The 23,695-nt window shown below is 52.4% G+C and carries 16 protein-coding genes; 5 read left to right on the top strand and 11 right to left on the bottom strand.

Going from position 1 to position 23,695, the window contains the following annotated elements; all coding sequences use genetic code 11:
- The first annotated feature begins 70 nt into the window (after positions 1-70).
- Entirely contained in the window at positions 71-3,106 is a 3,036-nt protein-coding gene (locus H7C19_RS35435) for a GH36 C-terminal domain-containing protein (protein WP_185142294.1), read from the top strand.
- Between the two features lie 49 nt (positions 3,107-3,155).
- The gene (locus H7C19_RS08935; protein WP_185142293.1) at positions 3,156-5,741 is read left to right on the top strand and encodes a GH36 C-terminal domain-containing protein; all 2,586 of its coding nucleotides are present in this window, start codon (positions 3,156-3,158) and stop codon (positions 5,739-5,741) included.
- Positions 5,742-6,067: 326 nt separating this feature from the next.
- Here the strand turns inward: H7C19_RS08935 and H7C19_RS08930 are convergent, their stop codons facing one another.
- Together H7C19_RS08930 and H7C19_RS08925 are read right to left on the bottom strand one after the other, a co-directional pair.
- Complete coding sequence (locus H7C19_RS08930) at positions 6,068-6,913, bottom strand: carbohydrate ABC transporter permease (protein ID WP_185142292.1); 846 nt, start codon at positions 6,911-6,913, stop codon at positions 6,068-6,070.
- A gap of 18 nt (positions 6,914-6,931) precedes the next feature.
- Positions 6,932-7,807, bottom strand: coding sequence for a carbohydrate ABC transporter permease (locus H7C19_RS08925; protein ID WP_185142291.1), 876 nt, complete (start codon positions 7,805-7,807; stop codon positions 6,932-6,934).
- 120 nt (positions 7,808-7,927) lie between these two features.
- Here H7C19_RS08925 and H7C19_RS34225 point away from each other — a divergent pair, with 120 nt between their 5' ends.
- Positions 7,928-8,104 (top strand): hypothetical protein, encoded by a 177-nt coding sequence (locus H7C19_RS34225; RefSeq protein ID WP_221469123.1) that lies wholly within the window; start codon positions 7,928-7,930, stop codon positions 8,102-8,104.
- Positions 8,105-8,137: 33 nt separating this feature from the next.
- Here H7C19_RS34225 and H7C19_RS08920 read toward each other — a convergent pair whose 3' ends face one another.
- A complete protein-coding gene (locus tag H7C19_RS08920) occupies positions 8,138-9,553 on the bottom strand; it encodes an ABC transporter substrate-binding protein (RefSeq protein WP_185142290.1) in 1,416 nt (471 codons plus the stop codon).
- Between the two features lie 352 nt (positions 9,554-9,905).
- Complete coding sequence (locus H7C19_RS08915) at positions 9,906-10,907, bottom strand: Ldh family oxidoreductase (protein WP_221469122.1); 1,002 nt, start codon at positions 10,905-10,907, stop codon at positions 9,906-9,908.
- 388 nt (positions 10,908-11,295) lie between these two features.
- Here H7C19_RS08915 and H7C19_RS08910 point away from each other — a divergent pair, with 388 nt between their 5' ends.
- Entirely contained in the window at positions 11,296-12,000 is a 705-nt protein-coding gene (locus H7C19_RS08910; RefSeq protein WP_313731497.1) for a GntR family transcriptional regulator, read from the top strand.
- 66 nt (positions 12,001-12,066) lie between these two features.
- On the opposite strand, the gene H7C19_RS08905 is transcribed toward H7C19_RS08910, so the two are convergent.
- From H7C19_RS08905 to H7C19_RS08885, 6 genes are all read right to left on the bottom strand, one after another.
- A complete protein-coding gene (locus tag H7C19_RS08905; RefSeq protein ID WP_185142287.1) occupies positions 12,067-15,480 on the bottom strand; it encodes a glycoside hydrolase family 2 TIM barrel-domain containing protein in 3,414 nt (1,137 codons plus the stop codon).
- Between the two features lie 42 nt (positions 15,481-15,522).
- Positions 15,523-18,447, bottom strand: a complete 2,925-nt coding sequence (locus H7C19_RS08900; RefSeq protein WP_185142286.1) for a glycoside hydrolase family 2 protein — start codon at positions 18,445-18,447, stop codon at positions 15,523-15,525.
- Positions 18,448-18,643: 196 nt separating this feature from the next.
- Positions 18,644-18,976 (bottom strand): hypothetical protein, encoded by a 333-nt coding sequence (locus H7C19_RS34220; protein ID WP_221469121.1) that lies wholly within the window; start codon positions 18,974-18,976, stop codon positions 18,644-18,646.
- Positions 18,973-19,506 carry a D-lyxose/D-mannose family sugar isomerase gene (locus H7C19_RS08895; RefSeq protein ID WP_185142285.1) on the bottom strand — a complete coding sequence of 178 codons (534 nt, stop codon included), beginning with the start codon at positions 19,504-19,506 and terminating at the stop codon, positions 18,973-18,975. Before H7C19_RS08895 ends, H7C19_RS34220 begins: the two co-directional genes overlap by 4 nt.
- 37 nt (positions 19,507-19,543) lie before the next feature.
- A complete protein-coding gene (locus H7C19_RS08890; protein ID WP_185142284.1) occupies positions 19,544-20,485 on the bottom strand; it encodes a carbohydrate kinase family protein in 942 nt (313 codons plus the stop codon).
- Between the two features lie 70 nt (positions 20,486-20,555).
- Positions 20,556-21,629 carry a Gfo/Idh/MocA family protein gene (locus H7C19_RS08885; RefSeq protein ID WP_185142283.1) on the bottom strand — a complete coding sequence of 358 codons (1,074 nt, stop codon included), beginning with the start codon at positions 21,627-21,629 and terminating at the stop codon, positions 20,556-20,558.
- 189 nt (positions 21,630-21,818) lie between these two features.
- Between H7C19_RS08885 and H7C19_RS08880 the strand changes: the two genes are divergently transcribed.
- Positions 21,819-22,784 carry a type I phosphomannose isomerase catalytic subunit gene (locus H7C19_RS08880; RefSeq protein ID WP_185142282.1) on the top strand — a complete coding sequence of 322 codons (966 nt, stop codon included), beginning with the start codon at positions 21,819-21,821 and terminating at the stop codon, positions 22,782-22,784.
- A 62-nt stretch (positions 22,785-22,846) separates the two neighbouring features.
- Here the strand turns inward: H7C19_RS08880 and H7C19_RS08875 are convergent, their stop codons facing one another.
- The gene (locus H7C19_RS08875; RefSeq protein WP_185142281.1) at positions 22,847-23,548 is read right to left on the bottom strand and encodes a ribulose-phosphate 3-epimerase; all 702 of its coding nucleotides are present in this window, start codon (positions 23,546-23,548) and stop codon (positions 22,847-22,849) included.
- Between the last annotated feature and the right edge of the window lie 147 nt (positions 23,549-23,695).

Below are 23,695 nucleotides of genomic sequence, written 5' to 3'. Positions count from 1 at the left end.
GACGGAACACAGATCCGTTCGCAAACCTATCAAGCGGCGCCGAAAGCGCCAAACGAAAGGGGTCATTCATGTGACCATCAAAACGGAAGCGGCGAGAATCAATCTCCGGACGCCGCTGTTATCTTATGGTGGCATCGCGCTGGCCTGTTTTCTGGCGTTTCTTTTCCTTTTCGCGTCCCGAGCCTTTGCCTCCGGTCCTTATTCGGCATCGGCGGGATTCAGCAGTACGCAGGGACAGAATCAGTGGTATTACCAGCAGCGTCCCGTCGGCGGCGGACCCTTTACCGATTTGACCTACACCGGCGGAGCTTGGAGAGGAGGAAACGGCAACTGGCTCGGGGCCGGCTCGATGCATCCGGATAACAGTTATGACGTTGTCCTCAAGTGGACGGCGCCGGCGGCCGGGACGATCAGTATTACAGGAACGGTCCGCAAGAACGATACGGGCGGCGGCAACGGCGTCGTCGCTGCCGTGCAGAAGAACGGTACTGTCTTATGGTCGAAGACGATTGCCTTTAACGATAGCACGGGCTATAACACGAATGCCGACCTTAGCAGCGTAGCCGTAGCGGCGGGCGACGCCATCTACTTCATCGTTAACAATAATGGCGAATACACGTACGATGAAACGGACTGGGATCCGACCATAGCCTATGTCGACTCCTGGACAGCTTCGGCCGGCTTCAGCAATATCCAAGGGCAAAACCAATGGTATTATCAGCAGCGCCCGATCGGCGGCGGAGCGTTTACTAATCTGACATACAGCGGCGGCAGCGGCGTCTGGGTTGGCGGCAATGGCAACTGGCTCGGCGGCGGCGCCATTCATCCCGATAACACCAACGACGTCGCGCTGAAATGGGTGGCTCCGCGGTCGGGAACGATATGCATCTCCGGCAATGTGCATAAGAACGATACCGGCGGCGGCAACGGCGTCGTCGCTACCGTGCAAAAGAACGTCGCGGTCTTGTGGTCGAGAACGATTGCTTATAACGACAGTACGGGCTACAGCACGAACGCGGATCTTTGCAGCGTATACGTGTCTGCAGGCGATGCCATCTATTTCATCGTGAATAATAACGGAGACTATACACACGACGAAACCGGCTGGAATCCGACCATAGCCTATGTGGCGGGTACTATGCCCTCATGGCATTTAAACACGGACGACACGAACCTTACGTTAACGATCAGCGGTAACAGACCGGCCATTACCCAATTGAAAAATCCGTCGCAGAATTGGGATTGGACGCCTGTTACGTCCGTACTGCCGCTCTTGGACAGAATCTATATCGGCTCTACCGCCTATACGCCTAATTGGTCTTATCAAGGCGCATTGGTGGATACGTCCAGCGGCACCAAAGTGACTTTGACATTTGTCTGCACGACGCCTAACCTTACGCTCACCCAGGTCTGGTGGGCGCGTCCGGGAGCCGGTCCCGTAGAACAAACTATGGCGATTACGAATAATACAGGCGGAAATGTGACCTACCAATATTCCGATGTAGTCGCGGCCGATTTGACAGTGTCTGCGGATAACAATGCGACGCTTTGGCGGTTTGCGAGGCAGAGCATGGCCGGCGATCCCGGTTTTAATACGGGAGTATTCAAGCAGCTGATGGGAGCATCCACGACCGTTCCATCGGAAATAAGCAACAATTTCGACACGGGACCTTATGTGCTGCCGTTTACAATGCTCGATGTCAATGCCGTTCACGGATTGTATTTCGGTTATACATGGGATTTCGGCCGGTTCACCAACTGGACTTCCGGTAACGCCTACAGAATCCGCAACAAGTTTTATCTTGGCGACGCCGGAAGCGTTACAATTGTCAATGGCAAAGCGTTCAACGTGCCCGGTATGTTTTTCGGTACCTATAAAGGCGACACCGACGATGGCAGCAACAAGATGAAGAAATGGTTCTGGAATTACAAAATTACCCCGACGCTCAAAGCCAATGCCAATGAACCGCTGACCGAGTTCGGAATCGATTTGTACACGGAAGGGGAATTTTCCGACTTCCTTTCCAGAAATCCGCTCGCCAGTTGGGGAGTGGAGATGATTAAGGAGGACGCATACTACACGACCGACGGCGTGCCTCCGGGTTCCCCTTACGCTAACGGTCAGCCTCAGCCCAATTACGATCCCTTCTTTGGCTGGGCATGGACGCCGGCCCCCGTCAAATGGCCTAACGGGATGACGCTCGGCACGATTGCCCATAACAACGGCGTGAAGCTATCCCTCTACTTGGCAAACAGATATAATCATGCCAACCTGGCGACCCAGGCGGGCAGGGATTCTCAGAAGGCAGCGCTGCAGTCCCGTTTCGACAACTGGCAGTTCGATTATTGGCGGTCCGACATGGAATTCGAACCGACCGGCGATTACTTGAGCCATGAAGGATTTTTGGAAGTGCTGGACTATATGATCGCCAACAGGCCGGGATTCCGATGGGAGAACTGCAGTGCGGGCGGTTCGAAGAAATCGTTTGATCTGCTGCAAAGACAGACGGTGATGACCACGGAGGATTCCGGAGGAAATCCGGGCTCGATCCTGAATTACCGAAAAGCATTCTACGCCAATTCGTACATGATTAATCCGGTTCAATTGAAAGACGATAACGGCGAGGATTTACCCGGAATGAAATTATGGGAATACGAAATGAGAGGCGGCTTCCTGGGGGCCTGGATGTGGGCGGGCGACTACTCAAACACCGATCCAGTGACCGTAGATAAACTGAATAGCTACAAAGCACATCTTGATCTGTATAAAACCAAACAAAGGCCGATTCTGAGGGGAGCGGATGTTTACCATGTCCTTCCGATGCCGGACGGGACGCACTGGGACGGGATGCAGTTCTTTAACGCTTCCATGAATAAAGGCTCCGTCCTGCTGTTTAAGCCGAACTCCGGAGTCGGCAATTCTCCGACGATTTATCTGAAGGGGCTGGATCCGAATGCCAGGTATACGTTGACGTTCCAAGACCGGACAACGCTAAACGCCTCCTACTCCAATGTACTGGGAAGCCAATTGATGGCGGGCGGAACGGGCATCAGCGTCTCGGGCAATGCGGGCGACTACGACTCGGAGATTATTTGGATCAATTAACGGCGACTCCCGGTCGATCGGTTGATTATCGTTTAAAGGGGAGAACAGCATGTTGAGAAAGAGGCCATGGATAGCTGCCATTATTCTCTTCATTATCCTTTCCGCAGCATTGGCGCTTGTGTTAAGCAAGGACAAACGCGAGGCGGACGGCATTGGCGAATCGTACCAAGCGTCCGCAAGTTTCGGAGATACTCAGGGAAAAGGCCAATGGTTTTTCCAGCAACGTCCACCGGATGGCGGCGATTTCACCGACCTGACGTACGACGGCAAGACTTGGTCCGGATCTGAAGGAAACTGGATCGATAAAGACACTTTTAATCCTGCTAAACGTTACGACTCCGTCCGCAAATGGGTGGCCCCGCAGACGGGCACCGTGCGTATCACGGGCCGCGTTTTCAAAGCCGATGAAGGCGGCGACGGTGTCGTCGTCAGCGTGCAGAAGAATCATGAATCAATGTGGCACAGGATTTTACAGCCGGGCGACCAGACGGGCTATGCGACCGATGCCGATCTGAGCAGGGTGCCGGTCAATGCCGGGGACGCGATCTATTTTATCGCAAACAGCCTCCCGCCCCCTCCCGGAGACTGGGGCAGCGGGGACGACTCCAAGAATGCGACGCGTTGGGATCCCGTCGTTACTTACATTTCCGACGGCAGCTCCGGAACGCCGGCCAAGATGAATCAGGAATGGTCACTCAACACCGATGATACGAGCCTTACGCTGGCCGTGCGCGACAACAGGCCCATTGTGCTTGCGATTAAGAATGCGGAACAGGGATGGAACTGGATCGCCGAGCCGGTCGTCATGCCGCTCCTCGACAAGGTATACGTCGGAACGAAGGACTACAACCCCGACTGGAGCTTCAAGGGCGCGAAGGTTGACAAGAGCGACGGGACAAAAGTGACATTGCGGTTTGAAAGCACAAAACCGAAGCTCGAGCTCGAGTCGGTCTGGCAGGCGCGTCCGGGCGCGGGGCCGGTGGAGCAAAGCGCAACAATTCTAAACAAGACGGGCCGCGACATCACCTATCAACATTCCGATGTCGTTTCTGCCGATTTCTCGGTAAGGTCCGACAAGGCGGCGACCGTGACCCGGTTTAGTCGCTCCAGCATGCAAAGCAACACCGACCGGGTGGGCTTTAACACGGGCGTGTTCAAGGAGACGTTGTCAGAGTACAGCAACGTTCAGTCGATAGTCAGCAACGATTTTTTCCCGAATGAATATGTGCTGCCTTTCGAAATGCTCGACGTGAGCGGCGAGCACGGCCTGTATTTTGGCTATGTATGGGATTTCGGATTATACAGCAATCGCACCTACGGGGATCCGCTGCAAATCCACAATTTGTTCTTTTTAGGCCAGAAAGGCTCCATCACGGAAGCGGCAGGCAAGAAATTGAACGTACCCGGCATGTTCTTCGGCGCGTACAAAGGCGATATCGACGCGGGTAGCAACAAGATGAAGAAATGGTTCTGGAATTACAAAATTACCCCGACGCTCAAAGCCAATGCCAATGAACCGCTGACCGAGTTCGGAATCGATTTGTATACGGAAGGGGAACTTTCCGACTTCCTTTCCAGAAATTCGCTCGCCAGTTGGGGAGTGGAGTTGATTAAGGAGGATGCGTACTACACAACCGACGGCGTGCCTCCAGGTTCCCCTTATGCTAACGGTCAGCCTCAGCCAAACTACGATCCATTCTTTGGCTGGGCATGGACGCCGGATCCGGAAAAATGGCCGAACGGCATGACGCTTGGCAAGATGGCGCACGAGAATGGCGTTAAACTTTCGATCTATTTGGGCAACCGGTTCGAACACGCCGATCTGGCGACTCAAGCCGGCAGAGACAAACAGAAGAAAGCGCTGCTGGAGAGGTTCGACGACTGGCAATTCGATTATTGGCGTTCCGACATGGAGTACGAAGAACCGCTCAACTATTTGAGTCATGAAGGATTTCTCGAAGTGCTGGACGATATGATCGCGCAGCGCAAGGGCTTCCGTTGGGAGAATTGCAGCTCCGGCGGCTCGAAGAAATCGTTCGATCTGCTTCAGCGGCAAACGATTATGACAACGGAAGATTCCGGCGGCGGCCCAGATTCAGTCATCAACTACAGGAAAGCGTATTACGCCAACTCCTACATGATCAACCCTGTGCAGTTGAAAGACGACAACGGCGAAAATATATCGGGAGATGCCTGGTTGTTGTACCAAATGCGGACCGGCTTCCTAGGCGCCTGGATGTACGGCGGCGACTATTCCAGCAACGAGGCTGCGCATGTTCTGGAGTTGTACAAAAAGCACGTCGACCTCTATCGGACGAAACAGCGCCCCATCCTGCGCGGTGCGGATGTGTACCATATTTTGCCGATACCCGACGGAAAGAGTTGGGATGGCATGCAGTTTTTCAATGAGGGACTGAATAAAGGATCGGTATTGCTGTTCAAACCGGGAGAAGACGAGCCGGACAGCAAAGTGATCAAGCTGAAAGGATTGGACCGGGACGCCACGTATACGTTGACCTTTCAGGACCGTATCGAACAGAATACGTCAATGACCGGCGCTGAGTTGATGGATGAAGGCATCAACGTTACCAAGTTGACCGGGGCATACGCTTCGGAAATCATCTGGATTAATTGACGGACAGCAAAAATGTTCGAACCCCTGATTATGGAGAGATGAATACATAAATTTTTAGGTCGCTGTATACTTTCTGCCTCAACCCCCGTCTGCCCCGGAAAGCAGGTGGTTTTCGTAAAGACCACCTGCCTTCCGGCGAATCCATCCTGAATTGAGATTCGATTTTCACGGCAACACGGCGCTAATCGCGGAGATATCGGCGCGGATACGTATTAAAGCAACACCTCAACTTGAAAAACGGTCGTTCAGGGGATTATTCCTGAACGACCGTTTTCGTTTTTTGCATCCCTTATGGCGCGCTTAGGCATCCCCCTCTGCGAGTCGTATCAACCTTTTATTCCCTCCGTGACGACGCCGTCGATGATTCTCTTCTGAAAGATGATGAAGAAAAGGAGTTGAGGGATAAGAATCATAATGATCGCTCTCAACATCGAACCGTAGTCTCTCGAGAATTCGCTTTTGAAAAAGGCTAAGGCCAAGGGCAGCGTATAGTTATGATAATTGTTTAACAGCATGGAAGCGACGGGAAACTCATTCCATACCCCTAGCACGCTGAAGATGAACAAGGCGCTGATTACCGGCATGCATAACACGAAGTTAATCCTGAACATCACCCCGAATAAACTGCAGCCATCGATAATGGCCGCCTCCTCCATTTCGATCGGAATGGACCTCATGGCACTCACATATAGAAGTGTGCCAAACGGAATTCCGCCTGCCGCATAGATCGGAACCAGACTATACAGGCTGTCAAGGCCGAGAGGAGCAACGTTCTTCCCCGTATACATCGTGATAAAGTATAAGGATCGTAATATGATGATTATGTTCACGCACATGCCGGACAGGAATAAATAATAATAGAAGCTGGACATCCACTTGATCTTCTGATCCAATCGAGCGATGGAGAATGCGCTAAGAAACACGAAGAGCATTCCGAGCGGTACGGATAGGACGGTTACGATCAGGCTGTTCTTGAATAACAGGACAAGATGCGATTCCTTGTAGGTATCGATATAAAGGCGAAAATTAAAGGAACGGGGCAAACTGATCGGATCGGTGAATATTTCTATGCCGTCTTTGAAAGAAAGCAGAAAGCCCCAAACAAACGGAAAAGACATCAAAATGATGATCAAACCGGCAGGAATATAAATGAGCTTATTGACTTTTGGCATGGTTTCCTCCTGTGTCAGCTATTCATCCAATCGTTTCCTGGTCAGGTGTAAATACAAGATGGCAGCGCTCATAGACAAGATGAACATAACGAGCGCCATGGCCGACGTTTTGCCTATGTCTCCGCCCTTGCTTTGCATGATATAAAACATATAGCTTCCAAGCGTTTCCGATTTATGGTGAGGCCCTCCGCTTGTCAAGATATAGAAGGTTTGATAGGAACCTAGTCCCCCGATAATCGTTAATACCGTGATGAATTTGAAAGTTTCCTTAAGCATCGGAATGGTTATTTTCCAAAATTTCTGCATCGACGTCGCGCCATCGATAGTCGCTGCCTCGAACATGTCTTTAGGCATCATTTTTAATGCCGCGTAAAAAAAGACGCCGAGCCCCCCCAAGCCCTTCCAGGAATCGAGAACGGTAACCGTATATGGCGTTAACCTCTCCCCCCCGATCCATTTAAACGCAAGCGCATGTAAACCAATCTTATCGAGGAAGCCGTTTAGCACTCCAACTCCGGGATCGACGATAAAAAAGAAAACCAAGCCGGTCAAAAACGGGGACACGATGTTAGGAGCAAAAGAGATGACCTTGACCGCCGTTGCTCCTCTGAAGCTGACATTTAGCAATAGTCCGAGTAAAAGTCCTAAAGGAATCAACAGAACAGAACCTATAACGACGATCGTCGTGTTCCGAAGCGCAATGATGAAAACCGGATCATTAAATAGACCGTAAAAATTGTCTAACCCGACAAAATAAGGTTTTTTAAACGGCGGTTTGTGAGAGAACGCCAACATTAAGGAATCTATGATCGGATACAACGTGTAAATCAGGAATAAGATCAAGGTCGGTACAACCAGCAACTGTTTTATCCACCATTTTGCGAATATATGCATGCCCGTAAATCCTCCATTTCAAACAGTTACCCGTTATGAAAGCCGAAAAATACAGTGATATGATGGCGGAGAAATCCTCGCGAACAAAATGTATGGTCGACTCTCCGTTCGTTTTCGAAAATGATAGCAAGTAAAAACGACTTCATCGTCCTCATGAACGGAGATGTCGTTTTTATCGAAAACCCTACGGAAATGAATAATCGGGTTCAAAAAGAAGGTCTTGCTCAACGCTTTTACATAACCAGCAATCCCACAGAAGCTTTACAAAGCGCTGAGCAAGGCTCATACCGGATTTGACCTAATCTGTTCGAGCTGCTTGATACAGTTGCTTTATTGAGCCGGTTCCGTCCAACCCTTGGCGGCATCGTCAAGAATTTTATCCAGTCTCTCGATCTCTTTATCAATGTCGCTGCTCTTTAACGAACCATCGACTATGGCATTCAGAGCCGCATCTTTAGGTCCCCAGAAGTTGCCCAACGGCGTCCCGTCGGCAAGGTAGTAAGGAATCGTATATTGAATGTCCATGTTCAAAGCCTTGTAGTCATCGTTAAGCGCTTTCGCTTGTTCTTGGACAAGCGGGCTGTATTGGGACAAGTCGATACTATCCGTCTTGACGGGAAGAATAAAACCGGCTTTTAATGTCGCTTTAACTCCGTCATCGGAATAACGCCATTTGTTGAAATCGACGATCGCTTGTAATTTTTCCGGATCTTTGGCGGCATTCGAACCGATGGCATAACCGTTATTGACGGTTTTGACGGCTACGTGCTGATCGTATTTCGAATCCGTAAAGTCGGGGCCCCAGCTGAATTTCATGTCATTCTCGATGGGCTGGTTCTGGAATTTGCCCAATTGGTCGGAAGACAATTGAATGATGGCCGCTTTTCCGGCGGCAAACAGAGCCGTCATTTGGTCAAAGTTCATGGTGCTTGCGTTTTCCGGAAATGCGCCCGCATCGTGCAGCTCGCTAAGGCGATGGAACACTTTGGCGATTCCCGAATCTTTCAAGTGAAGGGTGCGAGTATGGAATAGCGATTCTTGCTCTTCGATATAGCCGTATTTTTCTTCCCACATGTACCAAGCCCAGATGGGCCACGGATCTTTCGTGCCTTGAGCGATCGGTATAATGCCGTTTTCTTTGAATACTTTCACGACATTCAACAGGTCCTCGAACGTTTTGGGGAATTCCAGGTTATATTTGTCGAATAAGGCTTTGTTGTACCAGAATCCTTGCACCTGCGCCTCGGAAGGGAACCCGGCGATTTTGCCGTTGGCTTTATTGAGGAAGTCGAATGCGTTCGGCAGGAATCTGCTTTTGAAGTCGTTATCGAAGTAAGAGGTCAAGTCGACAATCGCTTCGGGTTTATTCAGCATGGTGGTGGAAAGCTGCGATCCGTTCCACCAGAACAGATCGGGCAGCGTATTGGATTCTACCATCGTCGATACTTTTTGTTGATATGTATCGTGGTCCATGGTCTGGTGATTGACTTTGATATTCGGGTTTAGTTGCGTATAATCGATAGCGGCCGCACCAACTTGGTCCGTCGCGAAATCTCCGATAAACGTTGCGTAGTTAAAAGAGATGTTTTTCGCCGGAGGCGCACCGGTTTCCGTCGCGGTCGTTTCTTGCGAAGTTGCGGCAGGCGTGCTTGCGCTTGAATCATTGTTGCTCTTGCTGCATGCGGATGCGGCCATAATCACAAGAACAAGCGAAAAAGATAATGCGGCTAAACTTTTCTTTTTCATTTTTTACCCTCCCATTTTGTTCGTCAATTCTGAAAAATCAAAAAAACGAATCTCAACTAGCGCAAGTTGATCTGCAGGGACTGGTTTTCTCGGCTTTGCAAACAAATAGGCTGTCCCTGTGCGGGCAATTCCCTAGAGGTTTGCCTCACCTCCCTTATTCATTGTAAAACCCCTTTCTGTAAGCGTTCTCAGTCGTTCGCGATAACAAGATCTGGCAAGGAGTGAATCCAATTGTCGGTAACCCCCAACTATGATTCGTCTCTAAATTAAGTATACAATTTTATTTATTTGTTTTCAATAAGTACATTTGGATTTTAATTCATTGGTATTGTCAACTATTTTAAATCGCGTTTTATTCGTCGAAAAAGAGCCGAAAAATATTCAGCGGCAATGGAATCCCCTCTTTCCGGCGACGCTCTTCCTTCAAACGTTCCGGCTCGCCCGGCACCATGACCCGTTGGAAACCTTCCGCCGGGGGAATGGCGTGAATTTCGTCGATCATCATGTCCATTTGCTCGAGAAACCGATCCGTGTCCGTGAAATAAGCCGGATCGATCAGACAAAGGAATTGGCCGATATTGCTTTTCCCGGAGTCGTTGCCGATATATCGTTTAACATGCGAGGCGAAGCTACCGCTCGTCAGCAGCCCGGAGAACACATCCGCCACGAGCGCCAGCCCGAAGCCCTTGGCCCCGCCGAAATGCACGCCCCATTTCGCCTGAAGCGGATCCGTGACGCTGTTTCCCTCGTCGTCCACCGCCCATCCGTGCGGGATCGGCTCGCCCCGATTCGCGTAGTCGTGAACGATCTTCCCCATCGCGACCGCGCTTGTCGCCATGTCCAGAATAACGGGCGGATGCTTCTTCGCCGGAAATCCGTAAGCAAGCGGATTCGTGCCGAAGAACGGCTTCTTCCCACCGAAAGCCATGACACCGCTGTCGGCTTGCGTCGAAGCGATGCCGATCAGGCCATTGCGTGCAGCCATCTTCACGTAATACGACAAAGCGCCGCAATGGCTGCTGCCGTTCACGGCGACAACGGCGACCCCTGATCTTTTAGCGATTTCAATCGCGGCTTCCGTAGCCCGATAAGCCACGACGAGACCGAGACCGTCATCCCCGTCGACCGTCGCGGAAACCAGCCCCGTCGATCGTATCTTGATGTCGGGGGTCATGTTGATCGTACCTTCGGCGATGATCATGTCGTAGTAGGTCATTCTAGCGACCCCGTGCGAATCGACCCCGCGCAGGTTGGCGTGAATCAGAATATCGCTGGCGATTTTCGCGTCTTCCTCCGGCATTCCTCTGATTATAAAATGCCTCGTACATCTTTCCGCCAGCTCGGGTGCACTCACGATCATTTCTTCCATTAGACATCCCCTGCCTGATCTCCATACTAAACGGAATACTTGAGCAAAGACGGCCCGATTACAGATCGGCCATGCCCTTCACGATCAGCATCTCTCCCCGAATGCGGGGGTCCGGATGCTGGATAGCGCGGCATTCTCATTCAATTTTATTCTATCGCGGATCCCATTATTGTCAACAATTAATTTATATTTGTTTACAATTAATTTATCTGATCAACAAAGCATCCAGATCTATTCAGATAGATTGGCGTTTCAGTTAACATATGAATAAATAAAACTACAAATATTAAAATGTGTTGGCGATATTCGCTTAACTTCGATATACTTAATTAATGAAAAGAAACACACCTTCCGGAAAAGCGAGGATTCTGTAGTGCTGAAAAACACAACGCCCGATCAATTCGCCAGAACTCCGCAGACGAAAGACGTGCTTAGTAAAATAAGAATGGATATTATCATGGGCGAGCTCGCCCCGGAATCCTACATCGTCGAAAGCCAGATCGCCGCGGATCTCGGCGTCAGCCGCGGACCGATCCGGGCCGCCCTGCAAAACTTGCAGCAAGAAGGTCTTGTCCGGTCTTTGCCTAACGGGCGAACGGTCGTCGTTGGTTTCTCGCTGAAAGCGGCAGCGGACACGTTCGACTTTCGTTTGATGCTTGAGCATAAAGCGCTGGAACTCGTTATCGCCAATGATATGGTCGATTTCTTCCCGCTTTTCTCCGTTATCGAGCAAATTCGGGAGACCGACGCGAGATTCCGCGACGGCAAGGAGTCCATCGACGATTTGGTGCAAGAGATCTCGGCCGCCGACATTCAGTTTCACCGCAGCATCATGATCATGAGCGAGAACGTGCCCTTGCTCCAAGCCTGGAATCTGATCGCGAATACCATGCACACCGCCCTAAACATTTCAAACAGCACCCATTATCCCAGTTTTCATGATTATTTCAGGGAACACAAATCGTTCTCGGATTTGATCATTCAACGCAACCCGGAAGTGCTGGAAACAATCGTGGAGCATATCACCAAAGCGAAAACGCTGGTCATCGATCGATTGAAAATGCGCAAGCTGACATAACCGAAAAGCCAAATAGGCATGTTGTCGCCAAAGCGGACAACATGCCTGTTCTTTAGTTGGAGCAAGCTAATCATTCTTAATACCAAGCCTATCAAGCTCGGCTTCGTAATCCGCCGGCAGCGCGACCACCGTGTCCGACGCGTTCGATTTCGCGAAAGCGGCCATGTTCAGCAGCATGCGGTCTGCCGCCGGATCGCCTATATTCCCCGTCAAGTTGAAGGTCGTAACGGTGAATTTGCCGGCATGATGATTATAGGTGCCTGTCAATATACCGTCGGAATATGGCGCGCCGTACGTATTGTATATGGCGACCGCCGTCGTCTGCTCGGGAACCGTTCCTCCTTTAATGAAGTGAAGGCTGGATAACAAATTACGGTACACGCCCGGCGTCAGCAATTTGGCGGGCAGTCCGCTCATGATCGGATCCGCTTTGGCGATGCTCTCTTGATGATACAGCCAGCTCGGATTGTACGCCGGAGAGCCTTTCTCGGGAACGGCCAGCCATTTATACGCATTGTTCTTGCTTTTGAAGACTTTGTCGGACAAGAAGACGACGTGCGCCCCTTTCGCCGCTTTCTTATAGATGGAACGCCATAGTGCTGCGTCTCCTGTCACTAGATCGCCTACAATAACGGCTTCCTGCCCGATTTCTTCGTTGGCGTCGTATTCATGCAGAACGGCTCCGCCGCCAAGAAGCAAATCGTTCACTTCCTTACTCGTTCCAAGCACGGTGATCAGTCCGAGTCTGCCAGGATGACGGCTTCTGCTGAATACGTTGAAGTCGTATGTGCTTGCGCTGGCGTTCGGTATGCCTTCCAAAACCGCCGTTAGGGTATACTTTCCTTCCGTCAGCCCCGGCACCATGAGATCGGCATCGTAGACGCCATAAGCGAACGGCGGATTCGGACCTCCCTTTATACCAACGACGACCCGTTCCTTCCATACGTCCTTGCCCGACGAATCCTTGATGGACAATTTCGTCGGGTACTTCCCCTCCGTGAGCACATCCTCGTTCGCCAGCGAGACCTTGACATGGAACTTTGCGTCCGCGTAGACGCTCGTCGGATTAACGAACAGGTTCCATTTCAACTTGGCCCAAGCTTCCTTAAGCATGTTCTCATGGCCGGCCTTCCACCCCCGGAAATTGTCCATGATTCCTTCGCCGGAAGCGCCGTTGAACAAGCTGGTCAGACTGTGGCCGTTGATTTTTGGGTTGCTGCGAATGGCGCTTAAGAGCAGAGCCCGTTCGGACGCCTCCGACATTTCGCTGTCGATCATCGCGTCTTCGATATTCGGATACGTATCGTCCAACCCATATTTTTTCCAGGTCTCGTTCAACGCCGCGGACCTCTCTCTGGCAAACGTATAGATCCCCAGATTCGTAAGCGCGTTCGCCTGAATCGCTTTTTGCTCCTCCAGTACAGCATTGTATATACTGCCTGCGCCGGCCTCGGAGAGAAACATGTTTTTCGTCCGCTCGCCCAGTTTGGCAAAGGCCGTAAGAAAATTCCAGCTTGTCGGAAAGTTGTTGTATACGTGAATGTCCCCCGCGCCGTCGATGAATGCGCCGATTTCCTCTGGCAAATAGCCGGTCAATTCCGATTTGTCCTTATCCTCGCCGCCCAGATAGACGTTCCATTCTAAGGAGCCGGGATTTGATGCCGATCCCGTCTTCAAATCTTTGTCCCAACGGCCGCTGCCGAGCAGCACCAGTCTTGTCGGATCGAGTTTGCGCAAGTCGGTCAGGAAATCTTTGGCCGCGTCGAATACATAATTGGCTTTGTTTTCGTTCAAGAGGCCCCAGATGACGATGCTCGGATGATTTCTGTCCCGGAGCAGATTCCCGGTGATTTCCTGGCTGAACTTGGCAGGGTCGGGCAAATTCCAGGATCCTTCATGCTCCTCGTAAATCATGAGCCCCAATTCGTCGGCCAGATCCAGCTGCTCGGGCAGCGAAGCGCTCTGCAGCGTACGGAGCATGTTGAAGCCGGCATCCTTCAACATCTTGTACTGCTTGTTCATGATCGACATGTCGCGCGGCGTGCCCTGTGTAACGATCGGATCCCATCTGGCGGTGCCGTGCACGCTCTTGACGTAAATCCGTTTGTTGTTCAAATAAAAATAACCGTCTACGATTCTGAAATCCCGGAAGCCGAAATGGGTAATGTCGTATGCGTCCCGCTTGCCGTCGGCCTCCGCGGTCACCGCGATTCTGTACAGGAACGGATCGTCCGGGCTCCACAGATGGGGCGACGGAACGACAAGCTTCATGTTCTGCACGGATTTGCCTGCCGGAATACTGGTTGCAGACTTCTCCTGGCCGAGATCGCTTCCTTTGAATTCGCCATATAAGGCAGTCAAAGCGACATCGGCAGGCGCGCCCGTGTTGTTCTCCATTCCGATCTGCAGCGCGATTTCGCCGGTGCCGATGTCGGGAACGGCGAACACTTCCGTAATCCTGACGAGCGGCTGGGCGACTAGTGCGGCATGGTCGACGATGCCGCCGTCGCTGAAGACGTTCGGCAGCATTCCTGAGCCTGGCGGATTCTCCACCCGGATGGCAAGAAAGTTGTCTCCCCGAACGAGAGCGCGGGTCGCTTCCAGCTCGAAGGCCGTATCCGTGCCTTCGTGCGTGCCGAGGCTTGTTCCGTTCAGCCAGATTTCGCATTTGTACTGGATGGCGCCGAAGCGCAAGTAATATTTCATGTCTTGCTGCAACGTCATGGAAGTTCGGAAAGTACGGCTGTACCACGTCGTGCCGTTATACCCCGGGAACGCTTCGGAGATATTGCCCGGCACTTGAATGGACACCGCCTTGGCCGTCGGGTATTTGTCCTTCATGAACCATTGGCCGGACTCGCCGATATTTTCGGTATCCTGAACGATCCGCCAGCTTCCGTCGAGCGACTGCAAGTTCTGTACGTCGAGCGATTTCTGCATCGAACCGGGCACGAACTCGATGTCCACCATGAAGACCGAGCCGTCGTCAGGCGTATTGACGGGCCTTGCCCCGGCGAGCGAGGTGACTCTTCCCGAATGAGCCGGAAAGCTCAAATGTTTGCCGTTGGAACCTGCTTCCGGGTTTTGCGCCGTTGGATACGTCTTGCCCACTTCTCCCGCGGATACGGCTACCGTATAATCGGTTCGTTCGGCAATCTCGACTGGTTGCGGCAGGCGGTATGTGATCCATCCGGCTTTACCTTTGTTCGGTATGATGTAGGGGCCGCCGATCAAAGCGCTATCGTGGTTGCGCCATATCCGCGCCGTACGGTTTCCGGTCTCATCAGGCAGCGCATACACCCGTATGGCGGCAATCGTACCGGGAACGTCCGCTTGATACACTTGCCCCAGTTCAAGCGGTCCCGCCTCCGATTGGCGGTTATCCAGCTCTCTGTCTGCGAACAGATTTTCCATCCGGTCTTCCCCCTTGCCGTAGTGACGGGCAAGCCACACGGATGCCGCGACGATGATCAACAGCAAAACAAGGATGGCTCCCATTTTCCCTTTTGCGGTAAACAAAAGTTAACACCCACCTTGACGATTGCGGCTCGTTTCTCGATGTTTGTCGCCGATCATGTTCATCAACAGACGGTCGGCCGCCGGATGGCGATCCAAGTTCTCGAGAATCCGGAACGTATTGACGACGATCCGTCCGGCCCCATAACGGTAGGCGCCAAGCAGAATGCCGCCTGCATATCCGCCATCGACCGGGTAACCGGTAGCAAAGTAGGCCGCCATCACTTCATCCGGCGTATCCTGCCCTTCAAAGACAATTCGCGGGATGACCTGTCCGTAATAGTCCCAATCTATGACGCCCTGTTGCTGCAGCCCTGCGAACCAGGGGTGGCGCTTCGCCACGCATTCCTTGTGATACAGCCAGTCGTTGAATACATAACTGCGACCTTTGTTGGCGAATGGAAACCGGCCCATGCTGTCCTCGCCAAGGCGGAAGGCGGCCGGCGACAGGAACACGATCGTCGCGCCTTGATCAGCATAACCGTACAGCGTCTGCCAATCTGAGTCCGTCATTCCGGACTCGGACAAGTCGCCCGCCAGGATCACGCGGCAATCGTTCGGACCGCTGCGGTCATAGGCGTACCATTCCGCATTTCGGTCCGTCAGCCATTGTTCAGCGGCTGCATCAAGTCCAAGCGTCGCTATGCGTACACTGCTTCCATGCGAAGCATCCGCGGGTTCGGTCAGATGGAAAGAAAGCCGGCCGCCGGCAGGAGCGCCGCCTTGCTCCATATATGCGGTGAACAGGTAAGTTCCGGTTTCTTCCCGCAGCGTGACTTGACCTTCAAAGACGGGAACCGCAAGCGGTCCGTCGCCGTGCTCATCCGGCTCCGGAATGCGCACGGACAAGCGGTGTTCCCATACTTTCCCTCTCGGTCCGGTAATGCGCAGGCAAACCGGGTATTCCCCCGGCGGCAGCGCGTCTTCGTTGGCCAGCACCGCTTCAACGGTGAACGCCCGCCCCGCGTAAGCATGCTTCGGCCTAACGAAGAGGCACCAACGAAGCGGGGCCCAACCGTTTTGCAGCGTTTCGGCGATGCCGGGCTTCCATTCGCGGAACAACGTCCACAATCCTTCCGCGGTGTACCCGTGATCCAACATTCCCGTCAAATTGTAGCCGCAATATCGGGCGTTCGACCGAACGAGATCGAAAGCATGCGATCGTTGTACGGAATGCAGCCGTTCACTGTCGATCAGCATATCTTCTGGAAACGGATAGACGCCGTCCATGCCGTACCGTTCCCAATCGGCCTCCAGCCGCTCGGCGATCGAGCGGAACAGCGCCAGATCTTCCCAATCCGGATTCGCGCCCATCCGCTCGAAATGGCGGACGATCCGGATGACATTAAGGATGCTGCCAATGCCGAATTCGGACAGGAAGACAGGCTTGGAATCGGCGCCGATCGTTCGGATCAGCCGATCGATATTTTCCGTGCGCGGCTCGACCGGGTAAATGTGAATGTCTCCCATTCGCTCGAACAAGCCGACCGGATATCCTCTGCTCCAGGGATGCGAGGGCAATTCCTCCATCGGCTCCATGTCGGGCGCTTCGAACCCCCACTCGTACTGCCATTCGGTTGTGCCGGGATTGCTGAGCGATCCGGTATCGAGCTGGCGATCCCAGCGGCCGCTGCTGAGCAGCACAAGCCGAGTATCGTCAACGGCCCTTACCTTGGGAAGCAGCGAAGCAGCATGCCGATATAGACGGCCGTCGCCGGTTTCATTCAGCAGCCCCCAGATGACGACGCTCGGATGATTCCTGTCCCGTCTGATCATGCCGAGCGTCGAATCGTCGAATAACGCTTCCATCCGCGGTGATTCTCCCAAACACCAGGCAGCCATGCATTCCTCATAGACAAGCAGACCGATCTCGTCGCAGAAATCCAGCTGTTCCTGAAATGCGACGCCGGAGATGAACCGCACCATATTGAATCCTAGCGCTTTCGCATAGATCAGGTCCTGCCGCAGCCAATTGGGATCTACGGGAACGACCGCACCGGCCGCATAATGATTCCCGGTATGGGTGGAACGCACAAAGATTCGCTTACCGTTCAGCTGGAAATAGCCGCGTTCGACGCGGAAGTCGCGGAATCCGCACTGGACGATTCGTTCGTGCCGCAATGCCGATTCGCCCAGCGTTTCCAGAATGACATCGACGCGATAAAGGCTGGGGGTCTCCAGGCTCCATAACTGAGGGTTTTGGATCGTCACGTTAATCGCATGTTCGCTGTCGCCTGCCGCAAACACCGCTTGCCGCTCTTCTTCAGCCTGGATCATTCCCGTTTGTTTCGGCCCGACACGCACGGTCAGTTTGCCGGCTGCGCCCGCGGCGGCGGCATTGTGAACCGTCGCCTCTATCTTGATTTCTCCCGTTTTAACGTCGGGTCTTACAAAAATATTCTTGATGCGCACCGCCGGCTCGGCAAACAAAACAACCGGCGCGATAATGCCACCGTAATTAAAACCGTTTCCAGGGAAAATGCCTCTTGGCACTTTGTTGCGATGCGGAGTCTCCTTCAGCGCGATTCCGTCGATCGGATCGGCGGTCGGATTGAGCAAGCGGACTGCCAGCAGGTTCTGCCCGTCCGGCTTCAACATATCGGTCACGTCGAAATCGAAAGGCAGTTCTCCGCCTTCGTGGCTTCCGAGCCGGCATCCGTTCAGCCATATTTCGGAATAGTAGTCGATGAATTCAAACGCAAGCCGGTAACGCAATCCCGGGCCATGATCCACCTCGGGAACGAAATCATTCCAATACCAGACAACCCCATGATAATCAGAAAACGTCATTTGCAGAATGGCCGGAACCTCCGCCTGTTCGGCGATATCCCGCTTCGCTTCCGCGAACCACGCTTCATCCCTGCCCCGATTTTCGACGTCGCGAGCAATCAACCAGGCGGCGTCCAGCACCTGACTTCCGTTCTTGGTCATTTGTCCATATCAACTCCTTTACTTTGACTGGGTTAATCTAGAAAATCCATAGCGCCGTTAGTAACTTCATTATGAGAGCCGTTTTCATAACCGTCAACATTTATATAATTTTGTTTACATTATAATTTTGCTATCTCGCAGGCGCGTGCTGTAGGCTCTCGAAATATCCATCGCCGCGTCCGGATTCCGGTTACACTCAAGCTTTCAACGCTTTCAAGCCTAATGCCATGGCGCCAAACAGGCCTGCGTCGTCCCCAAGTCCCGGAGCTACGATGTATCGATCCACATGGGAATAATCCGGGGAGTATTTCCTTCGCGATTGGCCGTAGCCGGTCGCTTCGTATTGCGGAATCGAGGCGTAAGGCCATCTTAGACGCGTTCCGATCGGCGCCCATTCCGCGATCGCACCTAGAAGCTTGTCACATGCGGCATTACAGTAGCGATCAAAAAACGCATCAAACAAAAAATCAGAGGCCAAGGTACGATCCTGCCTCTGACGGTCAATGGTGAAGATGCCATCCGCGGTCACTTCGGAATTCGGATAATTCGGGGATCGATAAACACGTCTGTTTCGTCGTTGCACGCGCTGGAAAACTCGGTAATAATGGCCCCCTGGTCTCCCGCCTGGAACCAATGAAAAGTGTTGGGCGGAATATCGTATTGATCGCCGGGACGAAGCACGATCTCATGAAAAACCGTGTAATAGGGCTTGCTGCTTTCTGGAACGACAGCTTTGGGCTGATGCGCAGGATCGCCCTCCACGTACAAAAACACTTCTCCCCATCTGCAGCGGAAGGTTTCCATTTTGCCCGGATTGGATGGGCTTAACGGCGGGTGCTTGTGCTCGGGACACGTTTGCTTCGGCAGCAAAACCAACTCTTTGGCGCAGTAACGGTCGTTGTTGACATAGGTAAGGAGAGCGAGGCCAGTGGTTTCATATTCATCTAACCCCAACTCGGCGATTTCGATTTTACCCATTTCATGGGGGGTCAGTACGATCCCTCTCTCCGACAGAAATTGATCCACCTTTTGCTGCATCTCTTGCACATTAACACCCATTTTCGTTTTCCTCCTTCATTGGAATGAGATTAGTTAGTTAAATCTGGCGAAGGGTAACCGGATACCGATCAAGCCATTTCAGCACTTTCTCCAAGGACTCGATGGCCGTCGGCCCTCCCACCGCCTGCGTTGCCAGCGAACCGCATGCGGTCGCGAAAGCTGCCGTTTTCTCTAAATTCCAATCAAACAGCAACCCGTAAACAAACCCTGCACAAAACGCTTCGCCTGCCCCCGTAGTATCGATCGCTTTTATCTCTTCGGACGGAATGGCCATGAAGGCGCGGTCCGCGTCCGCAATCCATGCCCCCTCGCTTCCCAACTTCACCACCGCGATTCTCGCACCGGCCTGGAGCAAAAAATGGGCCTGGTCCGCAGGGTCCCTGTACCCCGTCAATAAGAACGCTTCTTCGTAGCTTGGCATGGCAATATCCGTGAACGGCAAAAGTCTGCGCGTTTGCTCCCACCCGGACTCATTCATAATGGTGTCGAAGCTTGTCGTTACCCCATGCAGACGCGCTCTTCTAAAGAGCGCCTCCCCTCGCGGACCGTCGTATTCCGGCAACAAGGGCGTCCCCCCCAAATGGAGGTGCCTGCATTTCGTTACATCGACAAGTTCCGGCGAGGCGATCTGAATGGAGGCTCCCGGCAGGTGAAGAAAGCTCCTTTCCCCATTGGAATTGATCAATACGACGCTGCCCCCAGTAGCGAGCCGTTCGTCATGTCGAATCTGCCTAAGGCGAACGCCATCCGACTTCAGTTCCCTGATCAACAACTCGCCTAACGGATCATTCCCGACGCTTGCCACCAATCCTGTGGCCAATCCCAATCTGGCACAATCGCGGGCAAACGTAGAAGCCACCCCGCCGGTTGCTACGCCGAATTGCGTGACCAGCTTCAAATCTCCGGGATCGGGAATTTGGTTTACTTGGCCAACCAGAATATCCACGAGTGCTGTTCCGACAGCCAATACGTCATCCACGCCCTTATGTCCCCCCAAAGCCGGTATTTTCAGATTTCATTATAGTAGTCTTTCATTTCCCAAAAATAACTCACACGCCGCCCGAAACTTCCGACAGCTTTACTTTTTGTCCCGTTTCCACGGATCGCGCGATGGCGACCATGGTCCGCATGTTACGGATGCCGTCGAATAGGGTCGCGCCGCGCATCGGCACGCCTTCGAGAATCGTTGCCGCAAAGCTTTCGACCTGAAGCCTGAAGAAATGTGCGTCTTCACCCAAAGGGCGACGGTACAACCCGTCCTTGATTGAGAACACTTCTACGTCGCTGGATTTCAGAAGCCAAGGATTATAAGTCTTGGCAAGCACGCTGCCGTATTCGCCGTAAACCTGGAACCCTTCATGCCAATCCATCCGGACCGCAACCGTCAAGTCCAATTGGCCTATGGCCCCGCTCTCGTATTCGATGGTGCTTAACCAGCAGTACGCTCCGAATTTCTGCGTGTGCCACGCCTGAACGCTGACAATCTCGCCGCCCAAGAACCTGGCGGTATCCACAAGATGGCTTCCGTGAGTCATCATATAATAACGCTGCTTGTCCTGCTTCGGATTTCCTTCCGGTTTTCTGGCATGATCGCTCATGACCGCGACCGGCATCACATTTTCGCAGACCGTATACCGACTCGTGGAATCGCAATACCATGCCTTAAGAGCCAACATCTCGCCCAATTCTCCGTTAATGAACTTTTTCGCATAAGCGATCCCCGGATCGAACCGCTTCATGTTTCCAACCTGCAAGATCCTGTCATGCCGACGAACTTCTTCCGCGAGTTCTTCACATTCTTCGATCGTTACTCCGAGTGGTTTTTCAACCAGGACATGCTTTCCCGCACGCACGGCTTTCAGGGCCATCGGGACATGGAATTTGTCCGCGATGCCGATAATGACCGCTTCCACTTGCGGATCCGCAAGCATCTGATCATAGTCGCTGTAGGCAACTTGAGGCCGATGGACGGCGTTCATTCTTTCGAGCAGGTCTTCAGCCACATCGCATATGGCGTACAAATCCGCATTGGATGCCCGAACCACAGCTTCCAAATGCGCTGCCTGCGAGATCAAGCCGCATCCAAGCACGCCAATCTTCAGTTTCGTGGACGAGCCACTCATCGTTTACCCTCCCCGCCATTCCCCATATCAATCATCCTTTTAAAGAAACGTGCAATAATGATAATTATAACGCAAAATAAAGCACTGTCAACGATAAAACATGCATAATTAATTGAATTTCATGCACGTTTATTATACAATCTTCTAAAACACGCAATACCAATTGCGTTCAGGAAGGTTGTGACCCCTATGAAACCTTATCCCCTACGTTTCAAAACTGTCGCCAAAGAAAGAATTTGGGGAGGACGCAAGCTGGAACGATTCGGAATGGAACTGCCGGAAGGAAACATCGGAGAAGTCTGGTTGATTGCCGACCACCCGAACGGAACGACAATTGTCGCTGACGGCCCCCTCGCCGGTTGGGGACTCGATCGGCTGCGGGAAAGTTTCGGTAAAGACTGGTTCGGAAATAAGGGATTGTCGCAAAAAAACGGGCGATTCCCGCTTTTGATCAAATTGCTGGACTGCCGGGATGACGTATCCGTGCAAGTGCATCCTAGCGACGATTACAAAGGATTGCCCGAAGGCGAACTGGGAAAAACAGAAATGTGGTATATCCTGGAGGCCCAACCGGGCGCGTCAATCGTATTCGGCTTGCACCCCGCCGTGGACAGCGCGGCATTAAAGAAAGCAATTGAAGAAAACCGCATCATGGATTGCTTAAGAAGAGTACCCGTATTTCCAGGCGACTCCTTCTATTTCCCCGCCGGTACCGTACATGCGATATTCGCCGGAACCGTTGCAGCGGAAATTCAACAGAACTCGGATACGACCTACCGTTTGTACGATTTTGACCGACTCGGCCTGGATGGAAACCGAAGGGAGCTTCATATCGAGGATTCCTTGAACGTGATCACTTACGGCGATTCGGGTGCCATGCAGGCGAGCGTGGAAAACAATATGATCAACGAATGGCTGCCGTTAACCAAATCCCCCTATTTCGTCGTTGAGAAAGGCATTGTTGAAAAGGAGTGGCATCTGACGACCGCTCCCGAAAGCTTTACGGTGATCATGATTTTGGAAGGGGAAGGAACATTGCGATGGGGCAGCGGCTCCAAATCCGTCAAGCTTGGGGATTGCTTCCTTCTCCCTGCCAACTTGGGCGAATATTCACTGTCCGGCAGTTTTAAGGCATTGCGAACGTATTTGCCGTAAATAATGAAAGGGCTGTTTTCAAAGATCTCTTTGAATGCAGCCCTTCCTGTATTCGGCGTATTTTATTGATCGGGTCCGGGCAATGAATGTAACCAAGCGAACGTTCGACCCAAATCGGGACTCCCGAACGCCAATGAACCCATCACGACCGTATCCGCGCCTGCCAGACGCAGATCCGGCACCGTGTGAGAGCGAATACCGCCATCTGCCGCGATCTTGATTCGATTCTGATAACCATGGTCGCGGATCAAAGTACGCAATTTCCGGATACGGGTGTACGCGTTTTCATCCAGATCTTGTCCCTTCACGCCGATCCGCGTCCCCATCAGGGTAATGAGCTGGATGTCGGGAAAGTAAGCGACCAACTCTTCCGGTTCTGTATCCAGCCCGATCGACAGTCCCGCCGCAACGTTCGCTTTATGAAGGGCATGCAGTGCATCAGGCACGATCTTGCCATTTTCGAGCCATAGCGTCAAGATGTCCGCTCCGGCACGGACGAATTGTTCGATTTGCTCCAAGAGGATCGAATTGCCGGCCATGAGATGGACGTGAAATAGCTTGCGGGTGTGGGGCCGGATTTGCGCCACCAGATCCGGAAAAAACAGAAGCTGCGGCGAGAAATGCCCATCTGATACGTCAAGATGGTAGAAGTCCGCGTATGCATCCGTCCGCGCGATTTCGTCAGCCAATCGAGACAAATCTGCAGACCACAAGGACAGCTCCGATATCACGCGATTTTGGGGTAAGGTTGCCCATATGCTCATAGTACTACCTGCTTTCAAGGAAGGATGGGAATCAAAATCAGTCATCATGACGTTGAAAATTGACCGCTATCATTCCCAGGCTTATAATTGGGAGTAATATAACAGGCATAATCGGTCAATAAAAAGAACAAACAAGGGGACATGACG

The sequence above is a fragment of the Cohnella nanjingensis genome, from assembly GCF_014212125.1.
GTDB classification, from domain to species: domain Bacteria; phylum Bacillota; class Bacilli; order Paenibacillales; family Paenibacillaceae; genus Cohnella; species Cohnella nanjingensis.
The sequence above is the reverse complement of the archived record's forward strand: the minus strand, read 5'-3'. Positions and strand labels throughout refer to the sequence as shown.